Source organism: Roseateles paludis, assembly GCF_039872745.1.
GTDB classification, from domain to species: domain Bacteria; phylum Pseudomonadota; class Gammaproteobacteria; order Burkholderiales; family Burkholderiaceae_C; genus Pelomonas; species Pelomonas paludis.
Map to the genome: position 1 here is coordinate 1179833 of NZ_JBDPZD010000002.1, position 14013 is coordinate 1193845.

At 62.2% G+C, this 14013-nt stretch carries 30 protein-coding genes; 1 reads left to right on the forward strand and 29 read right to left on the reverse strand.

The genetic code is table 11. The features are described 5' to 3' along the window. Positions 1 to 81: 81 nt before the first annotated feature. The 27 genes from rpsD to rplC all read right to left on the reverse strand — a co-directional run bounded on the left by rpsD (position 82) and on the right by rplC (position 13338). On the reverse strand, positions 82 to 705 hold the full coding sequence (rpsD, locus tag ABDJ85_RS11190) for a 30S ribosomal protein S4 (protein WP_347704839.1): 624 nt from the start codon (positions 703 to 705) through the stop codon (positions 82 to 84). 209 nt (positions 706 to 914) lie between these two features. Continuing rightward, a complete protein-coding gene (rpsK, locus tag ABDJ85_RS11195; protein ID WP_241299504.1) occupies positions 915 to 1319 on the reverse strand; it encodes a 30S ribosomal protein S11 in 405 nt (134 codons plus the stop codon). 29 nt (positions 1320 to 1348) lie between these two features. Further along, a complete protein-coding gene (gene rpsM / locus ABDJ85_RS11200) occupies positions 1349 to 1711 on the reverse strand; it encodes a 30S ribosomal protein S13 (protein WP_347704840.1) in 363 nt (120 codons plus the stop codon). A 28-nt stretch (positions 1712 to 1739) separates the two neighbouring features. Beyond that, on the reverse strand, positions 1740 to 1853 hold the full coding sequence (gene rpmJ, locus ABDJ85_RS11205) for a 50S ribosomal protein L36 (protein ID WP_056194202.1): 114 nt from the start codon (positions 1851 to 1853) through the stop codon (positions 1740 to 1742). A gap of 59 nt (positions 1854 to 1912) precedes the next feature. Next, complete coding sequence (infA, locus tag ABDJ85_RS11210; protein ID WP_327492388.1) at positions 1913 to 2131, reverse strand: translation initiation factor IF-1; 219 nt, start codon at positions 2129 to 2131, stop codon at positions 1913 to 1915. Between the two features lie 47 nt (positions 2132 to 2178). Then, positions 2179 to 3489, reverse strand: a complete 1311-nt coding sequence (gene secY, locus ABDJ85_RS11215; RefSeq protein ID WP_347704841.1) for a preprotein translocase subunit SecY — start codon at positions 3487 to 3489, stop codon at positions 2179 to 2181. A 26-nt stretch (positions 3490 to 3515) separates the two neighbouring features. Next, positions 3516 to 3947 carry a 50S ribosomal protein L15 gene (gene rplO, locus ABDJ85_RS11220; RefSeq protein WP_347704842.1) on the reverse strand — a complete coding sequence of 144 codons (432 nt, stop codon included), beginning with the start codon at positions 3945 to 3947 and terminating at the stop codon, positions 3516 to 3518. A gap of 41 nt (positions 3948 to 3988) precedes the next feature. Beyond that, on the reverse strand, positions 3989 to 4171 hold the full coding sequence (rpmD, locus tag ABDJ85_RS11225) for a 50S ribosomal protein L30 (protein WP_347704843.1): 183 nt from the start codon (positions 4169 to 4171) through the stop codon (positions 3989 to 3991). Between the two features lie 19 nt (positions 4172 to 4190). Next, positions 4191 to 4709, reverse strand: a complete 519-nt coding sequence (gene rpsE, locus ABDJ85_RS11230) for a 30S ribosomal protein S5 (RefSeq protein WP_347704844.1) — start codon at positions 4707 to 4709, stop codon at positions 4191 to 4193. A gap of 24 nt (positions 4710 to 4733) precedes the next feature. Then, positions 4734 to 5093 carry a 50S ribosomal protein L18 gene (gene rplR, locus ABDJ85_RS11235; protein ID WP_347704845.1) on the reverse strand — a complete coding sequence of 120 codons (360 nt, stop codon included), beginning with the start codon at positions 5091 to 5093 and terminating at the stop codon, positions 4734 to 4736. An 11-nt stretch (positions 5094 to 5104) separates the two neighbouring features. After that, entirely contained in the window at positions 5105 to 5638 is a 534-nt protein-coding gene (gene rplF, locus ABDJ85_RS11240) for a 50S ribosomal protein L6 (RefSeq protein ID WP_347704846.1), read from the reverse strand. A gap of 27 nt (positions 5639 to 5665) precedes the next feature. Continuing rightward, positions 5666 to 6061 carry a 30S ribosomal protein S8 gene (gene rpsH, locus ABDJ85_RS11245; RefSeq protein WP_347704847.1) on the reverse strand — a complete coding sequence of 132 codons (396 nt, stop codon included), beginning with the start codon at positions 6059 to 6061 and terminating at the stop codon, positions 5666 to 5668. 23 nt (positions 6062 to 6084) lie between these two features. Then, positions 6085 to 6390 (reverse strand): 30S ribosomal protein S14, encoded by a 306-nt coding sequence (rpsN, locus tag ABDJ85_RS11250; protein WP_347704848.1) that lies wholly within the window; start codon positions 6388 to 6390, stop codon positions 6085 to 6087. Between the two features lie 8 nt (positions 6391 to 6398). Next, entirely contained in the window at positions 6399 to 6938 is a 540-nt protein-coding gene (rplE, locus tag ABDJ85_RS11255) for a 50S ribosomal protein L5 (RefSeq protein WP_347704849.1), read from the reverse strand. Positions 6939 to 6949: 11 nt separating this feature from the next. Further along, a complete protein-coding gene (rplX, locus tag ABDJ85_RS11260; RefSeq protein ID WP_347704850.1) occupies positions 6950 to 7267 on the reverse strand; it encodes a 50S ribosomal protein L24 in 318 nt (105 codons plus the stop codon). A gap of 25 nt (positions 7268 to 7292) precedes the next feature. Continuing rightward, the gene (gene rplN, locus ABDJ85_RS11265; protein WP_347704851.1) at positions 7293 to 7661 is read right to left on the reverse strand and encodes a 50S ribosomal protein L14; all 369 of its coding nucleotides are present in this window, start codon (positions 7659 to 7661) and stop codon (positions 7293 to 7295) included. Between the two features lie 218 nt (positions 7662 to 7879). Continuing rightward, positions 7880 to 8389 (reverse strand): peroxiredoxin, encoded by a 510-nt coding sequence (locus ABDJ85_RS11270; RefSeq protein WP_347704852.1) that lies wholly within the window; start codon positions 8387 to 8389, stop codon positions 7880 to 7882. A gap of 111 nt (positions 8390 to 8500) precedes the next feature. Beyond that, the gene (gene rpsQ, locus ABDJ85_RS11275) at positions 8501 to 8773 is read right to left on the reverse strand and encodes a 30S ribosomal protein S17 (RefSeq protein WP_347704853.1); all 273 of its coding nucleotides are present in this window, start codon (positions 8771 to 8773) and stop codon (positions 8501 to 8503) included. Next, complete coding sequence (gene rpmC, locus ABDJ85_RS11280) at positions 8770 to 8970, reverse strand: 50S ribosomal protein L29 (protein WP_347704854.1); 201 nt, start codon at positions 8968 to 8970, stop codon at positions 8770 to 8772. The genes rpsQ and rpmC overlap by 4 nt, the downstream gene beginning before the upstream one ends. Positions 8971 to 8983: 13 nt before the next feature. Next, on the reverse strand, positions 8984 to 9400 hold the full coding sequence (gene rplP / locus ABDJ85_RS11285) for a 50S ribosomal protein L16 (protein WP_347704855.1): 417 nt from the start codon (positions 9398 to 9400) through the stop codon (positions 8984 to 8986). 2 nt (positions 9401 to 9402) lie between these two features. Continuing rightward, positions 9403 to 10263, reverse strand: a complete 861-nt coding sequence (gene rpsC / locus ABDJ85_RS11290; RefSeq protein WP_347704856.1) for a 30S ribosomal protein S3 — start codon at positions 10261 to 10263, stop codon at positions 9403 to 9405. Positions 10264 to 10278: 15 nt separating this feature from the next. Then, on the reverse strand, positions 10279 to 10608 hold the full coding sequence (gene rplV / locus ABDJ85_RS11295; RefSeq protein ID WP_347704857.1) for a 50S ribosomal protein L22: 330 nt from the start codon (positions 10606 to 10608) through the stop codon (positions 10279 to 10281). A gap of 11 nt (positions 10609 to 10619) precedes the next feature. Further along, on the reverse strand, positions 10620 to 10898 hold the full coding sequence (rpsS, locus tag ABDJ85_RS11300) for a 30S ribosomal protein S19 (protein ID WP_347704858.1): 279 nt from the start codon (positions 10896 to 10898) through the stop codon (positions 10620 to 10622). 15 nt (positions 10899 to 10913) lie between these two features. Continuing rightward, positions 10914 to 11738, reverse strand: a complete 825-nt coding sequence (rplB, locus tag ABDJ85_RS11305; protein ID WP_347704859.1) for a 50S ribosomal protein L2 — start codon at positions 11736 to 11738, stop codon at positions 10914 to 10916. After that, positions 11739 to 12056: a 50S ribosomal protein L23 gene (rplW, locus tag ABDJ85_RS11310; protein WP_347704860.1), complete on the reverse strand. Its 318-nt coding sequence runs from the start codon at positions 12054 to 12056 to the stop codon at positions 11739 to 11741. Further along, a complete protein-coding gene (gene rplD, locus ABDJ85_RS11315; protein ID WP_347704861.1) occupies positions 12053 to 12673 on the reverse strand; it encodes a 50S ribosomal protein L4 in 621 nt (206 codons plus the stop codon). Before rplD ends, rplW begins: the two co-directional genes overlap by 4 nt. Continuing rightward, entirely contained in the window at positions 12673 to 13338 is a 666-nt protein-coding gene (gene rplC / locus ABDJ85_RS11320) for a 50S ribosomal protein L3 (protein WP_347704862.1), read from the reverse strand. Before rplC ends, rplD begins: the two co-directional genes overlap by 1 nt. Before the next feature lie 27 nt (positions 13339 to 13365). On the opposite strand from rplC, the gene ABDJ85_RS11325 reads away from it, so the two are divergent. Further along, positions 13366 to 13560 carry a hypothetical protein gene (locus ABDJ85_RS11325; RefSeq protein ID WP_347704863.1) on the forward strand — a complete coding sequence of 65 codons (195 nt, stop codon included), beginning with the start codon at positions 13366 to 13368 and terminating at the stop codon, positions 13558 to 13560. 5 nt (positions 13561 to 13565) lie between these two features. Here the strand turns inward: ABDJ85_RS11325 and rpsJ are convergent, their stop codons facing one another. Continuing rightward, positions 13566 to 13877, reverse strand: a complete 312-nt coding sequence (gene rpsJ, locus ABDJ85_RS11330; protein ID WP_132576760.1) for a 30S ribosomal protein S10 — start codon at positions 13875 to 13877, stop codon at positions 13566 to 13568. Positions 13878 to 13891: 14 nt separating this feature from the next. Beyond that, positions 13892 to 14013, reverse strand: a 122-nt coding sequence (locus ABDJ85_RS11335) for an EF-Tu C-terminal domain-related protein (RefSeq protein ID WP_489433295.1), incomplete at its 5' end; no start/stop codon positions are given.

Genomic DNA, 14013 nt, shown 5'->3' on the forward strand with positions numbered 1-14013 from the left:
AACCGGGGCCGAGACAACCAGCACCCGGACGAGGAAACGCCGACTCGACCCCAGACAGGCCGAATCGGCGCACAGGAAACATCAACGCGAGTACAACTCGACGATCAGCGATTCGTTGATCTCGGCGCCGAACTCGTCGCGATCGGGCGACTTCTTGAACACGCCTTCGAGCTTGCTGCCGTCCACCTGCACCCAAGCCGGCAAGCCGATAGACTCGGCCAGCTTGAAGGCATCGGTAACGCGCAGCTGCTTCTTGGCCTTCTCACGGACGGCGACGGTGTCGCCAGCCTTCACGGAGTAGGAGGCGATGTTCACGACCTCACCGTTGACGGTGATGCCCTTGTGCGAAACCAACTGACGGGCTTCGGCACGGGTCGAACCAAAGCCCATGCGGTACACGACGTTGTCGAGACGCGATTCCAGCAGTTGCAGCAGGTTCACACCGGTCGAGCCCTTGCGGCGCTCGGCTTCGGCGAAGTAGCGGCGGAACTGACGCTCCAACACGCCGTACATGCGCTTGACCTTCTGCTTCTCACGCAGCTGCAGACCGAAGTCGCTGGTGCGTTGGCCGGAGGTACGGCCGTGCTGGCCAGGCTTGGAGTCGAACTTGGCCTTGTCGCTGATGGCGCGGCGGGCGCTCTTCAGGTAGAGGTCGGTGCCTTCACGGCGGGAAAGTTTGGCCTTGGGGCCGAGGTAACGTGCCACTTTGCGTGTCCTTGATAGTCAATCTGACGTTTGACGGGCGCAAGGCCCAGTTCAAACGCGAGTCCAGCCGGTGTTGTTGTGAGCTTGGACGGTGGGCTTAAACGTGAAGAGACCTGCCCTTCAACGTGGAAGCCGGCGAAGCACTTGCGTGCCCGCCGGCGTCATGGGAAGCGTGAAATTATCGCACTGCTTCCCGAATCTGACTCCGATCAGATGCGACGACGCTTCTGAGGGCGGCAGCCGTTGTGCGGCACGGGCGTCACGTCAGAGATCGAGGTGATGCGGATGCCAAGCGCAGCCAGCGCGCGAACCGACGACTCACGACCCGGGCCAGGGCCCTTGATCTTGACGTCCAGGTTCTTGATGCCCTGCTCTTGCGCGGCACGGCCGGCCACTTCGGCCGCCACCTGGGCTGCGAAAGGCGTCGACTTGCGCGAGCCCTTGAAGCCCTGACCACCCGACGAAGCCCAGGACAGGGCACCGCCTTGACGGTCAGTGATGGTGATGATGGTGTTGTTGAACGAGGCGTGGACGTGCGCAATGCCGTCCGCCACGTTCTTGCGAACCTTCTTGCGAACGCGCTGGGCCGCCGAGTTGTTAGGTGCTTTTGCCATGTTGACCTTCTTTCAGTGCCGGACCGCGATCACTTCTTGCCCGCGATCGCCTTACGCGGACCCTTGCGGGTGCGGGCGTTCGTACGGGTGCGTTGACCACGCATCGGCAGACCACGGCGGTGACGGAAGCCGCGGTAGCAACCGAGGTCCATCAGACGCTTGATGTTGATGGACTGCTCGCGGCGCAGATCGCCCTCGATGGTCAGCTTGTTGACTTCGTCGCGGATCTTTTCCAGATCAGCGTCGGTCAGGTCCCTGACTTTCTTGGAGAACGGAATGCCGCAGGTCGAGCAGATTTTCTGCGCGGTCGTGCGACCAATGCCATAGATGCTCGTCAGACCGATTTCGGTGTGCTTCTGCGGCGGAATATTGATACCAGCGATACGTGCCATGGTGTTCCTCTAAACCTTTGTCGCCCAATCAGCCTTGGCGCTGCTTGTGACGGGGATCGGTGCAGATCACTCGCACCACGCCCTTGCGGCGGATGATCTTGCAATTGCGGCACATTTGCTTGACGGATGCCGAAACTTTCATGGTCTGCTCCTAGGCCTGCTCTCTTGTGTTCTTACGTGTTGCCGGGGTTGTCAGCTCGCTCACTTCGCCCGGAACACGATGCGAGCACGGGTCAAATCGTAGGGCGTCAGTTCGACGGTCACTTTGTCGCCAGGCAGGATGCGGATGTAGTGCATGCGCATCTTGCCGGAGATGTGGCCGAGCACGACGTGCCCGTTCTCCAGCTTCACCCGAAACGTAGCGTTGGGAAGATTCTCAAGAATCTCGCCCTGCATTTGAATGACGTCGTCTTTCGCCATGCCTACGGTTGGGGGTTGACTGAATGGGGTGAAAAATCTGTTCTCGCTCAGCTCGACTTGAAGCTGGCTTTCTTCAGCAGCGACTCATACTGCTGACTCATGACATAACTCTGCACTTGCGCCCAGAAGTCCATCGTGACAACCACGATGATCAGGAGCGAAGTGCCACCAAAATAGAAGGGCACGTTGTACTTGAGCGTGAGGAACTCAGGCAGCAAGCACACGAGGGTGACGTAGACGGCGCCAACCAGGGTCAGTCGGGCCAGGATCTTGTCGATGTGCTTGGCCGTTTGGTCCCCAGGGCGAATGCCGGGAATGAAGGCACCGCTCTTCTTCAAGTTGTCTGCAGTCTCCCGGCTGTTGAAGACCAGCGCGGTGTAGAAGAAGCAGAAGAACACGATGGCGGCCGAATACAGCAGCACGTAGATCGGCTGACCGGGGCTCACAGCAGACGCCAGATCCTTGAGCCAGCGCAGGCTGTCGCCACTGGCAAACCAGCTGACGATGGTGGTCGGCAACAGGATGATCGACGACGCGAAGATCGGCGGGATCACGCCCGACATGTTGAGCTTCAACGGCAGGTGCGACGACTGGCCACCATAGACCTTGTTGCCCACCTGGCGCTTCGCGTAATTGACCAGGATCTTGCGCTGACCCCGCTCCACGAACACCACCGCATAGGTGACCAGAATCACCAGGCCGATGATGAAGATCGCCGAGCCGTAACCCATGGCGCCGGTGCGCACCAGTTCCAGCAAGCCGCCGATGGCACCAGGCAGACCGGCTGCGATACCCGCAAAGATCAGGATCGAGATCCCGTTGCCAAGGCCACGCTCGGTGATCTGCTCACCCAGCCACATCAGGAACATCGTCCCGGCGACCAGGCTGGACACCGCCGTCAAGCGGAAGCCAAACCCAGGGCTGATGACGAGGCCCGGCGACTGCTCCAGCGCGATGGCGATGGACAGGCTCTGGAACAAGGCCAGGCCCAAGGTCGCATAGCGCGTGTACTGCGTGATCTTGCGACGGCCGGACTCGCCTTCCTTCTTCAGCTGCTCCAGCGTCGGCACGACGTAGGTCATCAGCTGCAGCACGATCGACGCCGAGATGTAGGGCGTGATCCCGAGGGCGAAGACCGTGAAGCGCGACAACGCGCCACCCGAGAACATGTTGAACAGGTTCAACAGGCCGCCAGACTGACGGTCGAAGAACTGCTGCAACTGGTGCGGGTCGATGCCCGGCACGGGGATGTGCGCCCCGATGCGGTAGACGAGCAGCGCCAACAGCAAGAACACAAGCCGACGACGCAGGTCGCCGAACTTGCCGCTCTTGGCCAGCTGATTCGCGTTGGTAGCCACGCTTGAGTCTGCTTCCCGACAGTGCTTTAGGCGACGCTGCCGCCAGCGGCTTCGATCGCGGCCTTGGCACCCTTGGTGGCACCGATGCCCTTGAGGGCGACCTTGCGCTCAATCTTGCCGGCCAGAATGACCTTGACCGACTTGGTCAGCTGAGGCACGAGGCCAGCCGCCTTGAGCGTCGAGACATCCACCTCGTCACCCGCCAGACCTTGCAGGTCGGTCAGCGTGATCTCGGCGTTGTACTTCAGCGTCAGCGACTTGAAGCCACGCTTGGGCAGGCGGCGCTGCAGCGGCATCTGGCCGCCTTCGAAACCGACCTTGTGGTAGCCACCCGCGCGGGACTTTTGACCCTTGTGACCACGGCCTGCAGTCTTGCCCAGGCCGGAGCCAATGCCACGGCCCAGACGGCGGCGAGCCTTCTTGGAGCCATCAGCGGGCTTGATCGTATTGAGTTCCATCGTTGTGTCCTCGATGCGTTACGCGTCTCTCACCCAGGGGGTCAGAGCACCTGCACCAGATAGGCGATCTTGTTGATCATGCCGCGCACGGCGGGCGTGTCTTCCAGCGTGCTGGTGCTGTTGAGCTTGCGAAGGCCCAGGCCCGTCACGGTGGCGCGGTGCGAAGCACGGCAGCCGATGGGGCTGCGCACGAGCTTCACGGTCACAGTTTTCTTGTCGGACATGTTCTCTCTCCGGCCGGAATCAGTTGAAGATCTCTTCAACCGTCTTGCCGCGCTTGGCAGCGACTTCCGCAGCCGTCGTGGCGCGCTTGAGAGCGTCCAGCGTGGCGCGAACCATGTTGTAAGGGTTGGTCGAACCGTGGCTCTTGCTCACGATGTCGGTCACACCCATCACTTCGAAGACAGCACGCATCGGGCCGCCGGCGATCACGCCCGTACCGGTCGGAGCCGGAGCCAGCATGACGCGCGAAGCACCGTGCTCGCCCACCACGTTGTGGTGAACGGAACCGTTCTTCAGGTTGACCTTGAACATGTTGCGGCGGGCGGACTCCATCGCCTTTTGCACGGCGACAGGCACTTCCTTCGCCTTGCCCTTGCCCATGCCGATACGGCCATCGCCGTCACCGACCACGGTCAGCGCTGCAAACGACAGGGTGCGACCACCCTTCACGACCTTGGTCACGCGGTTGACCGCGATCATCTTTTCCTTCAGGCCGTCGTCATTGCCTTCGGTCTGCGCGCGAGCTTGAAACTTTGCCATTTGGTATTCCTCGTTGCGTCGGCGTCAGAACTGGAGACCAGCCTCGCGGGCGGCTTCGGCCAGAGCCTTGACACGGCCGTGATAGGCGAAACCAGCGCGATCGAAGGCGACCTTCTCGACGCCAGCGGCCTTGGCCTTCTCGGCGATCAGCTTGCCCACCAGGGTGGCTGCAGCGACGTTGCCGCCGTTGCCCTGCAGTTGGTCGCGCACAGCCTTTTCGGCCGTCGAAGCAGCTGCCAGCACCTTGCCACCGTCTTCGGCGATGACCTGGGCGTAGATATGCAGGTTGGAGCGGAAGACGGTCAGGCGCACAGCGCGCTGAATCGAGATCCGGGCGCGGGTCTGACGCGAGCGGCGCAGACGCTGTTCTTTCTTCGTAGTCATGGCGCAGCTCCTTACTTCTTCTTGGTCTCTTTGAGGCTGACCTTCTCGTCCGCGTAGCGGATGCCCTTGCCCTTGTAGGGCTCGGGCGGACGGAAGGCGCGCACCTCGGCGGCAACCTGACCCACCACCTGGGCGTCAGCGCCCTTGATGATGATTTCGGTCTGGGTCGGGCACTCCACCTTGATGCCAGCCGGCATGTCCTTCACCACAGGGTGAGAGAAACCGATCTGCAGGTTGAGCTTCTGCCCCTGGGCCTGGGCACGGAAGCCCACGCCCACCAGGTTCAGCTTCTTCTCGAAGCCCTTGCTCACGCCGCTGACCATGTTGGCCACCAGCGCACGCACCGTGCCACTCATGGCATCAGCTTCGGAGGACTCGTTCGTCGGGGTGAAGGTCAGCTTGCCGCCTTCACTCTTGACAGCCACGAGCTTGTTCACCGGGCGGACCAAGGTACCAAGGGAGCCCTTGACACTGATCGACTCACCCGACACGTTGACATCCACGCCTTGCGGGATGGCAACTGGCATTTTTCCAACGCGGGACATTGTGTGTTTCTCCTTCTCGCGTGGGGCTTAGGCGACGTAGCAGAGCACTTCGCCGCCAACACCGGCAGCGCGCGCCTTGCGGTCGGTCATCACGCCTTGCGGAGTGGTGACGATGGCAACGCCCAGGCCGTTCATGACCTGAGGAATGTCGTGCCGGCCCTTGTAGATGCGCAGGCCAGGACGGCTGACTCGCTCGATACGCTCGATGACCGGACGGCCCGCGTAGTACTTCAGCGAGATTTCCAGCTCGGGGCGAGCGGCGTCACCGCGGACGGCGAAGTCGTCGATATAGCCCTCGTCCTTCAGCACCTGGGCGATGGCCAGCTTCAGCTTGGAAGACGGCATCAGCACGCTGGGCTTCTCAACGCTTTGCGCGTTGCGAATGCGGGTCAGCATATCGGCGATAGGATCACTCATGCTCATTGCGATTTCTCCTGTCGGGCCGATTACCAGCTGGCCTTGATGACACCGGGGATGTCACCCTTGAAGGCCAGTTCACGGATCTTGTTACGGGCGAGGCCGAACTTGCGGAAGGTGCCACGCGGACGACCAGTCAGCTCGCAGCGATTGCGCAGGCGAGTGGGGTTGGCGTTGCGGGGCAGCTTCTGCAGCTCAAGGCGAGCGGCGTAGCGCTCTTCATCGGACTTCTTGCTGTCGTCGATGATGGCCTTCAGCTCGGCATACTTCTTGGCGAACTTGGCGACCAGCGCTTCGCGCTTTTGCTCACGTTGTTTGATCGAGAGTTTTGCCACGGGTCACCTCAGTTCTTGAACGGGAACTTGAATGCAGCCAGCAAGGCCTTGCATTCATCGTCCGTCTTGGCCGTCGTCGTGATGCTGATGTTCAGACCACGCAGAGCATCCACCTTGTCGTATTCGATTTCGGGGAAGATGATCTGTTCTTTGACGCCGATGTTGTAGTTGCCACGGCCATCAAAGCTGCGACCCGAGATGCCGCGGAAGTCGCGGACGCGGGGCAGCGCGATGGTCACGAAGCGGTCCAGGAATTCATACATCTGGACGCCACGCAGGGTGACCATGCAACCGATAGGCACGCCGTCACGGATCTTGAAGCCGGCGATGGCCTTCTTGGACTTGGTGACCACAGGCTTCTGGCCGGCGATCTTGGTCAGGTCGCCAACGGCGTGGTCCATGACCTTCTTGTCGGCGACCGCCTCGCTCACGCCCATGTTGAGCGTGATCTTGGTGATGCGGGGCACCTCCATCACCGACTTGTAGCCGAACTTCTCGGTCAAGGCGGGGACGACGTTTTCGCGGAAATGCGTTTGCAAACGAGCCATGTCGGAACCTCTTAGGCCTTGATCTCTTCGCCCGTGGATTTGTAGACGCGCACCTTCTTGCCGCCGTCGAGCAACTTGATGCCCACGCGATCGGCCTTGCCGGAAGCAGCGTTGAAAATCGCCACGTTGGATTGATGGATGGGCATGGCCTTGTCGACGATGCCGCCGGTCGTGCCCTTCATGGGGTTGGGCTTGACGTGCTTCTTGACCAGGTTGATGCCGTCAACCAGCACGTGGTCAGCATCGACGCGAGCGGCGACGGTGCCGCGCTTGCCCTTGTCGCGGCCAGTCAACACGATGACCTGGTCGCCTTTGCGAATCTTGTTCATGGCTGTGTCCTCAGACGTTGGGCGCTCAGAGCACTTCGGGCGCCAGCGACACGATCTTCATGAAGCGCTCGGTACGCAGTTCACGCGTCACGGGGCCGAAGATGCGGGTGCCGATGGGCTCGAGCTTGGCGTTCAGCAGCACAGCGGCGTTGCCGTCAAACTTGACCAGCGAGCCATCCTGGCGGCGCACACCCTTGGCGGTGCGAACGACGACGGCGCTGTAGACCTCGCCCTTCTTCACGCGACCACGCGGCGCAGCTTCCTTGATGCTCACCTTGATGACGTCGCCAATGTGCGCATACCGACGCTTGGAACCGCCAAGCACCTTGATGCACATGACGGACTTCGCGCCAGTGTTGTCCGCGACCTCAAGCCGCGATTGCATTTGAATCATGTCTGTCCCCAACTTTTCCCGAGTCGCAGACGTGCTGCTCGTCGGTCAGTCTTGGGCCCGTAGGTCTGGCAACTCCTGGCATGGCGCCTGGCGTCACCCGACGGTTGTGGGCGGATCCGAGGCCTCGGCGTGCGGTGGTCGCACGCTTAGCGTTCGGCGAAGCTAAGCATTATGCTGCATCGGCGCTCGATTCGTCAAGCGCCGCGCAACACTCACATTCAGATCGAGGTCGCCTGCGCGAGCAGGGTGTTCGCGTCACTCACCTCGAACTTGCCGGGCGCCTCGACGTTGAGCGACTTCACGACGCCATCCTTGACGAGCATCGAGTAGCGCTGCGAACGCAGGCCGAAGCCCTTGGCGGTCAGGTCCAGGACGAGACCGGTGGCCTGTGTGAACGCAGCACTGCCGTCCGCCATCATGCGCACCTTGCCGGCCGTTTTCTGGTCGCGTCCCCAGGCACCCATCACAAAGGCGTCATTGACGGAGACGCACCAGATCTCGTCAACACCGGCCGCCTTGAAGGCGTCTGCCTGAGCCACATAGCCAGGCACGTGCTGGGCCGAGCAGGTCGGCGTGAAGGCGCCAGGCAAAGCAAAAACGGCGATCGTCTTGCCTGCGGTTGCAGCCTCAATGTCGAAGCTGTTGGGCCCGAGGGAGCAGCCGTTGCCTTCGACTTCGATGAATTCCTGGAGCGTGCCAGCCGGCAGCTTGTCACCAACTTTGAGCATGAGGTCCTCTGCGTTGCAATGAAAAAAGCCGGCTCGCGGCGAGGCGAAATCCGGCTTCTGGGTTCGCGGGGCCTCGACACCCCAGGGGCGTCAAGACCTTGCGATCGGGACTCAGACGGTCTGAGCCTTCTCGACCAGGCGCGTCACGATCCAGGCCTTGGTCTTGGAGATCGGGCGGGTCTCGCTGATCTCGACGACGTCGCCTTGCTTGTACTCGCCGTTTTCGTCATGGGCGTGGTACTTGCGCGAGCGAGCCACGATCTTGCCGTAGAGCTCGTGCTTGGTACGGCGCTCGACGAGGACAGTGACCGTCTTGGCGCGGGCATCGCTGACGACGCGGCCGACCAGGGTACGGGCCTTCTTGGCTTGGGCTTGCGCAGTCACTTGGCAGCCTCCTTGTTCTTCTGCGCCAGGATGGTCTTGGCGCGGGCGATGTCACGACGGGTCTTGCCCAGGGCTGAGTGGTTGCTCAGTTGCTGGGTGGCCTTTTGCATGCGAAGGCCGAAGTGGGCCTTGAGCAGGTCGGCGACTTCCTTTTCGAGGGCGGCGACGTCCTTGGCGCGGAGTTCAGATGCTTTCATGGGTTCCTCCGGATCAGGCGCCGACTTGGCGGGCAACGAAGGTGCACTTCAACGGCAGCTTGGCAGCGGCCAGCGTGAAGGCTTCGCGAGCGAGTTGCTCGGGCACGCCGTTGATCTCGTAGAGCACCTTGCCGGGCTGGATCTCAGCCACGTAGTACTCAGGGTTGCCCTTGCCGTTACCCATACGGACTTCAGCAGGCTTCTCGGAGATCGGCTTGTCGGGGAAGATGCGGATGAAGATCCGGCCACCGCGCTTGATGTGACGCGAGATGGCACGACGCGCAGCTTCGATCTGGCGGGCCGTCAGACGACCACGCTCAGTGGCCTTGAGCCCGAAGTCTCCGAAGGACACCAGGGCGCCACGAGTCGCGATGCCGGTGTTCCGGCCCTTCTGCTCTTTGCGGTATTTGCGACGAGCGGGTTGCAGCATATTTATTCTCCTTTGGCCTCACCGGCGGCGGGAGCCTTGCGGATCACGCGCTTGCCGGCGGGCTTGGCTGCGTCACCCGTGGGGGCGGCGGCAGCGGGCTGTTCTGCTCCGTCACGCGGGCCACGGTCGCCGCCCGGACGACCACGGCCGCCAGGAGCGCCCGGACGGGCGTTACGGCGCGGGCGACGATCGTCTTCGGCGCCAGCGGGGGTGTTGATGACGGGGGCCTCACCATTGGCCAGGCGGTCACCGCGGTAGACCCAGACCTTGACGCCGATGACGCCATAGGTGGTCTTGGCTTCAGAGAAGCCGTAGTCGATGTCGGCCTTCAGGGTGTGCAGGGGCACACGACCTTCGCGATACCACTCGGTGCGAGCGATTTCGATGCCGTTGAGACGGCCGGCCGACATGATCTTGATGCCCTGAGCGCCCAGGCGCATGGCGTTCTGCATCGCGCGCTTCATGGCGCGGCGGAACATGATGCGCTTTTCAAGCTGCTGAGTGATGCTGTCGGCGATCAACTGTGCATCGACTTCCGGCTTGCGGATTTCTTCGATGTTGACCGCGACGGGCACGCCCAGACGCTTGGTGAGCTCGGCCTTGAGGTTCTCGATGTCCTCGCCCTTCTTGCCGATCACGACACCCGGACGCGCCGAGTAGATCGTGATGCGGGCGTTCTTGGCGGGGCGCTCGATCAGGATGCGCGCAACGGCGGCATTCTTGAGCTTGGCCTTCAGGAACTCACGCACCTGCAGATCTTCAGCCAGCATGCTGGCGAAGTTCTGGTTGTTGGCATACCAGCGCGAGGCCCAGTTGCGGGTAACGGGCAGGCGGAAGCCAGTCGGATGAATCTTCTGTCCCATAGTCTTCCTAGCGCCTTAGTTGCCGACAGCCACGTAGATGTGGCAGGTGGGCTTGCTGATGCGATTGCCACGGCCCTTGGCGCGCGCGGCGAAACGCTTCAGCGTGGCGCCTTGCTCGACGTAGATCGAGGTGACCTTGAGCTCATCGATGTCGGCACCGTCGTTGTGCTCGGCGTTGGCGATGGCCGACTCAAGAGCCTTCTTGATGATGCCGGCGGCCTTCTTCTGGGTGAAGGTCAGGATGTTGAGGGCTTGATCGACCTTCTTGCCGCGGATCAGGTCCGCCACGAGGCGGCCCTTGTCACACGAGAGGCGAACGCCACGAACGACTGCTTTGGTTTCCATCGTCGCCATCCTTACTTCTTCCCGGCCTTCTTGTCGGCCGGGTGGCCCTTGAAGGTACGGGTCAGTGCGAATTCACCCAGCTTGTGGCCGACCATCTGGTCAGACACATAGACCGGCACGTGCTGCTTGCCGTTGTGCACGGCGATCGTGAGACCGATGAACTCGGGCAGGATCGTCGAGCGGCGCGACCAGGTCTTGATGGGCTTCTTGTCCTTGTTGGCCACGGCCTTGTCGACCTTGGCTGCCAAGTGGTGGTCCACGAAGGGACCCTTTTTGAGGGAACGAGCCATGTCCGTCTTCCCTTCTTATTTCTTGCGACGCGAGACGATGAAGGTCTGCGTGCGCTTGTTGTTGCGGGTGCGATAGCCCTTGGTCAGCGTGTTCCATGGGGACACGGGGACCTGGCCTTCGCCGGTACGGCCTTCACCACCACCGTGCGGGTGATCCACCGGGTTCATGGCAACGCCACGAACGGTCGGACGGATGCCCTTCCAGCGGATCGCGCCGGCCTTGCCGTATTGGCGCAGGCTGTGCTCTTCGTTGCTCACTTCACCGATGGTGGCGCGGCAATCAATGTGCACACGGCGGACTTCACCGGAGCGCAGGCGGATCTGGGCGTAGACGCCTTCACGAGCCATCAGCACTGCCGACGCACCCGCGGAGCGGATCATCTGCGCACCCTTGCCAGGCAGCAGTTCGATGCAGTGGATGGTGGAACCGACGGGGATGTTGCGGATCGGGAGGGTGTTGCCAGCCTTGATCGGCGCTTCAGCGCCGCTCACGACGGTGGAACCGACTTCCAGACCACGCGGGGCAATGATGTAGCGACGCTCGCCGTCGGCATAGCACACCAGGGCGATGTGGGCCGTGCGGTTCGGGTCGTACTCGATACGCTCAACCTTGGCCGGAATGCCGTCCTTGTTGCGCACGAAGTCCACAACACGGTAGTGGTGCTTGTGACCACCGCCCTTGTGGCGCATCGTGATGTGGCCGTTGTTGTTGCGGCCGGAGTTCTGCTTCTGCGGCTCCAGCAGCGGGGCATAGCCCTCGCCCTTGTGCAGGTGCTTGTGCACCACCTTGACCACGGCACGGCGGCCGGGCGAAGTGGGCTTGACTTTGACGATGGCCATTTACGCAGCCTCCCCGGAGAAGTTCAGCTCTTGACCGGCCTTGAGGGCCACATAGGCCTTCTTGACGTGATCGCGGCGGCCGGGACGACCACCGAAACGCTTGGTCTTGCCCTTGACGTTCACCACGCTGACGGACTCGACTTCGACCTTGAACAGCAGCTCAACAGCCGCCTTGATCTCGGGCTTGGTGGCAGAACGCAGGACCTTGAACAGGACCTGGTTGTGCTTCTCGGCAACTTGCGTGGCCTTTTCCGAGACGATGGGCGCGAGCAGCACCTGGGCCAGACGGCCTTCATCAAACTTAGGCGTCGTGCTCATGCCAGCATCTCCTTGAGTTGCTCGACAGCCGCCTTGGTCACCAGCACCTTCTTGTAGTGCACCAGGGACAGCGGATCGGCATAACGGGGTTCGACGACCAGCACGTTGGCGAGGTTACGCGACGCCAGGAAGAGGTTGTCATCCACCTGATCGGCAATCACGAGCACCGAGTCCAGGCCCATGGCCTTGAACTTGGCAGCCAGCAGCTTGGTCTTGGGCGCTTCGACGGTGATCGAATCGACCACAGCGAGGCGACCTTCGCGAGCCAGCTGCGACAGGATCGCAGCAATACCGGCGCGGTACATCTTCTTGTTGACCTTGTGGGCGAAGTTCTCGTCCGGACGGTTCGGGAAGATTCGGCCGCCCCCACGCCACAGCGGCGAGGAGGTCATACCGGCGCGGGCGTTACCCGTACCCTTTTGGCGGAACGGCTTCTTGGTCGAGTGGCTGACCTCGCCGCGATCCTTCTGAGCACGCGTGCCTTGACGGGCATTGGCCTGGTAGGCCACAACGACCTGGTGCACCAGGGCTTCGTTGTAATCGCGAGCGAAGACGGCATCAGGCGCATCCACCTTGGACGTCGCCTGACCTTGTTCGTTCAGGAGCTCGAGCTGCATCAGTTGGCTCCCTTCTTAGCCTTGACGGCAGGGCGCACGACGACGTGGCCGTTCTTGGCACCCGGCACAGCGCCGCGAACCAGCAGCAGCGAACGTGCTTCGTCAACGCGGACGATGTCGAGGTTCTGGACGCTGACAGTCTCGTCGCCCATGTGGCCGGTCATCTTCTTGCCGGGGAACACGCGACCCGGGTCCTGAGCCATCGAGATGGAGCCCGGGACGTTGTGCGAGCGGCTGTTACCGTGCGAGGCGCGCTGCGAACTGAAGTTGTGGCGCTTGATGGTGCCTGCGTAGCCCTTACCGATCGACGTGCCCTGCACGTCAACCTTCTGGCCCGCGGCAAACAGCGTGGCAGGAACGGTGGCGCCAGCTTGGTACTGGGCGGCCACGTCGGCGCCGACGCGGAATTCCTTGAGGAGTTCACCGGCTTCGACGCCGGCCTTGGCCAAGTGGCCTGCCTCTGGCTTGGACACGCGCGACGCTTTGCGCGAACCGAACGCCACCTGGATGGCGTTGTAGCCGTCGGACGCTTCGGTCTTGATCTGGGTCACGCGGTTGTTGGACACGTCCAGCACCGTCACAGGGATGGCATCGCCATCGTCCGTGAAGATGCGCATCATGCCCACCTTGCGGCCCAGCAATCCGAGACGATTGCTAAGACTCATTGCTTTCTCCAGCCCAGCAGGTTCACGGTGAACCGCACCAAGCCTCTGTTAGACACACCCGACATCGATTGGCCGGGCGCCATGGATTCCCAGCAAAAGCCGGGAAAGCCCGCGATTGTATGCGGCGCGTATGCGGCACGCAACCGTTATTTCAAAGCCGCCATGAGAAACGGCCCCGAAGGGCCGTTGGAATCAGCCGGCAGCAGACGCCGCCGGATCTGAAACGCTCATTGCAGCTTGATCTCGACGTCGACACCTGCGGGCAGGTCGAGCTTCATCAGCGCGTCAACGGTCTTGTCCGTCGGGTCAACGATGTCCATCAGGCGCTGGTGCGTGCGGATCTCGAACTGGTCGCGGCTGGTCTTGTTGACGTGCGGCGAACGCAGGATGTCGAAACGCTCCAGGCGCGTCGGCAGGGGCACGGGGCCCTTGACGATGGCGCCGGTGCGCTTGGCGGTTTCAACGATTTCCAGAGCCGACTGGTCGATCAGCTTGTAGTCGAAGGCCTTGAGGCGAATGCGGATCTTTTGCTTTTGCATGGGGAGCCGCCTTCTTACGCAATGATGGTTGCCACGACGCCGGAGCCCACGGTGCGGCCACCCTCGCGGATGGCGAAGCGCAGGCCTTGTTCCATGGCGATCGGGGCGATCAGCTTGACCGTGATCGACACGTTGT